This window comes from Nocardioides sp., assembly GCF_034670285.1.
In the GTDB taxonomy this organism is placed as follows: Bacteria; Actinomycetota; Actinomycetes; order Propionibacteriales; family Nocardioidaceae; genus Nocardioides.
In genome coordinates this window covers 1-4,102 of the sequence record NZ_JAXMNS010000350.1, presented here as the reverse complement: position 1 = coordinate 4,102, position 4,102 = coordinate 1, and the positions used below count along the sequence as shown (strand labels likewise).

At 73.7% G+C, this 4,102-nt stretch carries 2 protein-coding genes; both read left to right on the top strand.

The features are described from left to right. On the top strand, window positions 1–2,575 hold a 2,575-nt coding region (locus VOI19_RS15565; RefSeq protein WP_323793878.1), incomplete at its 5' end, for a glycosyltransferase family 2 protein. Continuing rightward, window positions 2,572–3,927, top strand: a complete 1,356-nt coding sequence (locus tag VOI19_RS15560; RefSeq protein ID WP_323793877.1) for a DUF5719 family protein — start codon at window positions 2,572–2,574, stop codon at window positions 3,925–3,927. The genes VOI19_RS15565 and VOI19_RS15560, both read left to right, overlap by 4 nt. The last annotated feature ends 175 nt before the right edge of the window (window positions 3,928–4,102 follow it).

The following is a 4,102-nucleotide window of genomic DNA, read 5'->3' as shown; positions in this document are numbered from 1 at the left end:
GTTGCTCGCGGCAGCTGCCGAGCGACCGGACGTCGACGTGCTCGGCCCCAAGCTGCGCGAGTGGCCCTCGCTGCGACGTCTGCTCGAGCTCGGCGTGACGATCTCGGGCACCGGACGGCGCGAGACCGGCCTCGAGCGTGGCGAGTACGACCAGGGTCAGCACGACGAGCAGCGTGAGGTGCTGGCGGTCAACACCGCCGGGATGCTCGTCCGACGCCGGGTGCTCGAGGAGCTGGGCGGCTTCGACGACCACCTCCCGGTGTTCGGCAACGACCTGGACTTCGGCTGGCGTGCGGCCGACGCGGGCCACACCACGCTGGTCGTGCCGGGGGCCGTGGTCTTCCACGCCGAGGCCGCGCACCGCGGGCTGCGCAGCACCCCCTTAACCGGTCGGCACACACACTTCCAGGAGCGTCGCGCGGCGCTCTACACGTTGCTCGTCAACAGCCCCGGCCGCGCGCTGCCGTGGCGGGTCGTGCGGCTGACCTTCGGCACGTTCGTGCGTATGCTCGGCTTCCTCGTGCTGCGCTCGGTGGGCGAGGCGCTCGACGACCTCGCCGCCCTGGTGTGGGTGCTCTCACGGCCGGGCACGATCCGCTCGGCCCGTCGTGACCGGCGGGCTGCCGGGGTCTCTGCGGGCGCCGGCTCGCGCCGTCTGCTCGCACCGGCCTGGCTTCCCTACCGCCACGGCCTGGACGTCGTCGGCGATCTCGCCGCAGCCCTGACCAACCAGGCTGCCGACGTCGCCGAGCGGCGTCGAGCCGACCAGGCGCTGCGTGACCCGTCGTCCTCTGCCGCCCGCCGACTCCGCGCCGAGCGTGCCCTCGACGACGACGAGGAGCTCGAGGACGCAGGCATCGTCGCGCGCTACCTCACCAACCCGGTGGCGCTCGTGCTCACGCTGGTCGTCGTGCTGGCCGTCGTCAGCACCCGCACCGCGGTGGGCGCGGTCGTCGGCGGTGCCCTTGCCCCGGTGCCCGACGACGTCGGGGCGTGGTGGTCGCTGGCCACCCAGTCCTGGCACCCGCTCGGCTTCGGCACCGACGTCCCGGCGCCGGCGTACGTCGCCGTGCTGGCGCTGCTCGGGTCGGTGGTGGGCACCACCGGTGCGGTGAGCGTGCTGATGCTCGGTGCAGTGCCTTTCGCGCTGTGGGGGGCCTGGCGCTTCCTGCGAGTGGCCGGCCGGCTGCTCAGCCCCCGGGGTGCACCACGCCTGCTGCTGGTCGCCGCGGCCGCGACGTACGCCCTGGTGCCGTTGACCTCGGGCGCCTGGGGGAGCGGGCGCCTCGGGCTGGTCGTCACCGCAGCACTGCTGCCCTGGCTTGCGCACGCCGCCCTGGGATTCGCCGAGCCCGACACGGAGCGGCGCTGGCGTGCCGGCTGGCGCACCGGGCTGCTGCTTGCGCTGTGCGCGGCCTTCTCGCCGGTGGCGTGGTGGCTGGCGCTGGCGCTCCTCGTGGTGCTGCTGCTCGTGGGGGTGCTCCTGGCCCGGGCCGCCGTCTTCTCCCGCACGGTGATCGGACCCCCTGCCGTCGCGCTGCTCGTTCCTCTGGTGCTGCTGGCCCCGTGGTGGGTGAGTGCGCTCGGCAACGGGGCGGGCAGTGCGCTGGTCGCCGAGACCGGCCGTCAGCCCGCCGGCTCGCTCGACACCCTCGATCTCCTGGCCGGCCGGATCGACGGCGCCGGGGCACCGGTGTGGTCCGGCCTCGTGCTCCTCGTGCTCGCCGTGTTCGCGCTCGGGCCGCGGGCGAGCCGAGTTCCCGTCGGGCTCTGCTGGCTGGTGGCGCTGGTCGCAGCGCTGACCGCGGCCGTCGTCTCTCGTCTCGACGTCGACCTGGTGGCCTCCTCCGGACCCGCCGGCACCGGCGTCGCCGTGCTCGCCGTGCAGGCTGCCCTCGTGACCGCCGTGCTGCTCGGGGCACAGGGCGCCGTGCGCTCGCGGACGCCGGGCGAGCAGGGTGCCCGCCTCGCCGCCCTCGTGCGTGGCGCGGGCCTGGTGGCTGCTGCCGCAGCGGTGAGCGTCCCGGTCTCGGGGCTCGTCTTCGCGCTCGAGGGCGACGGCGACCTCTCCTCGACGCCCGACAAGATCGTGCCCGCCTACATGGTGCAGAGCTCGGTGACCGGACCGGAGCACGGCATCCTCGTCGTCCGCGGCAGCCTCTCGAGCGGGCTGAGCTACACCGTGCGGCGCGATGACGGCGTCACGCTCGGCGAGGACGAGGTCCTAGCGTTCAGCGAGCCGGACGAGGCCGCCGACGAGGTCGTCACCACGCTTCTCGCGCGGCCCACCGCCGGATCGGTGGAGGACGCCGCAGCGCTCGGCCTGGAGTGGATCCTGCTGCCCGCGCCCGCAGACGCGACGGTCGCTGCCTCCCTCGACGCGACGGCGGGTCTGGTGCAGGCGAGCACCGACCCGGGCACGCGGGCCTGGCGCGTCGATCGTGCGCTGGCTGCCGACGCCGTTGACGGCCCTGGGTCGCGGCTCCACACCCTCCTGCTGCTCGTTCAGGGTCTCGGCCTGCTCGTGGTGCTGGTGCTCTGCCTTCCGTCGCTACGGGTCAGGAGCGAGGGATGAAGATCTCGATGAAGCGACCGGACAAGACCACCCTGGTCGCGGTGATGCTGCCCGTGCTCGCGGTGCTGGCGGGGTTCCTCGTCCAGACCGAGGAGTCGACCGTGGAGCGCATCGCACCGGTGGAGACGGCCCTGACCCGCTCGACCCTGGTGTGCCCGCCCGGTGGGTCGGAGGTGTCGATCGCCTCGGTGTCGGGCGCCTCCGGCGACGTCCAGCTCACCGCGGAGAAGGACCAGGCCGAGCAGCGGCTCGCCCCCGATCGGGTCAGCACCGTCGACGTGGGACGCCGATCACTGGTCATCACCGGGGTCGACGACCTGGCCCCTGGGCTGGTGGCCAACCGCTACGAGCGGCCGTGGGCGAGCAGCGACTGCCGCCCACCCGTGGCCGACCAGTGGTTCACGGGCGTCGGCGCCGGCGCCAAGCACCGCTCGGTCCTCCAGCTGGTCAACCCTGACGGCGGTCGCGCCGTCGTCGACATCGAGGTGCTCGGTCGCCGCGGCGAGGTCGACGTCCCCGCGCTGCGTGGCCTGGCGATCTCCGGCGGCGAGACGCGCCGGTTCGACCTCGCCGAGGTGATCCCGCGTCGCGACGACCTGGCGCTGCACGTCACGACGCTTCGTGGCCGGGTCTCGGCGAGCGTGCTCGACACGTTCGAGGAGATCGGTCCGGGGGCGGACGGCCGCGACGGCCTCGACTCCCAGGACGCCCCCAGCATGTCGAACCTGCTGCTCGGCATCCCGTCGGGACGCGGTCAGCGCACGCTCATCATCGCCAACCCCGGTCCCGACGAGGGCCGGGCGATGGTGCGCCTGGTCACCGCCGCCTCGGTCTTCACCCCGGCCGATGCCGAGGAGGTCGTGCTGCCTCCGCGCAGCGTGATCCGGGTCGGTCTGGCGCCGCTGCTCGCCGCCGCGGGCAAGGGCGACAAGAACCGCGCGTACGGCGTCCAGGTCGACTCGACGGTCGAGGCCACGGTCGGTCTGGTGATGTTCGTCGAGGGCGACCTGGCCCAGGGGGTGGCGACCCCGCCCCTCTCCGGTCCCGGCACGGTTGCGCTTCCGAAGGCCACCAAGGAGCTCGTGCTCGGTGGAGCATCCGGACCAGGGGTCGTGACGGTCGAGCTGTGGACCAAGAAGGGCAAGAGCCTGCCCACGCGGCGCATCGAGATCTCCGGCGACCGTGGCTTCCTCGTCGACCTGCCCCGCAGGGCACGTCTGATGACGATCACCCCCGCCCGAGCCGAGGTCTCGGCCGTCGTGCTCGTCACCGGCGACGGCGCGACGCTCGTGCGGGTGCGCGAGCCCGTGCTCACCGGCCTCGAGCCGGCCGTGTCGCCCGGTCTTCCCTGAAGTCAGCCACTGCTTGCCGCGGGGGTCCTCACGCTGGTTGAGGTGTGAGGAGCGCCAGCGACGAGCCTCGAGACCCGGTGACGTGCCTGTGACCCCGCTGATCTCAGCGGGGTGTCGGCGCGGGGTGTTCAGGGCTCGGGTGGGTCGTCGAGGGGTGTGGTGACGGAGATCGGAA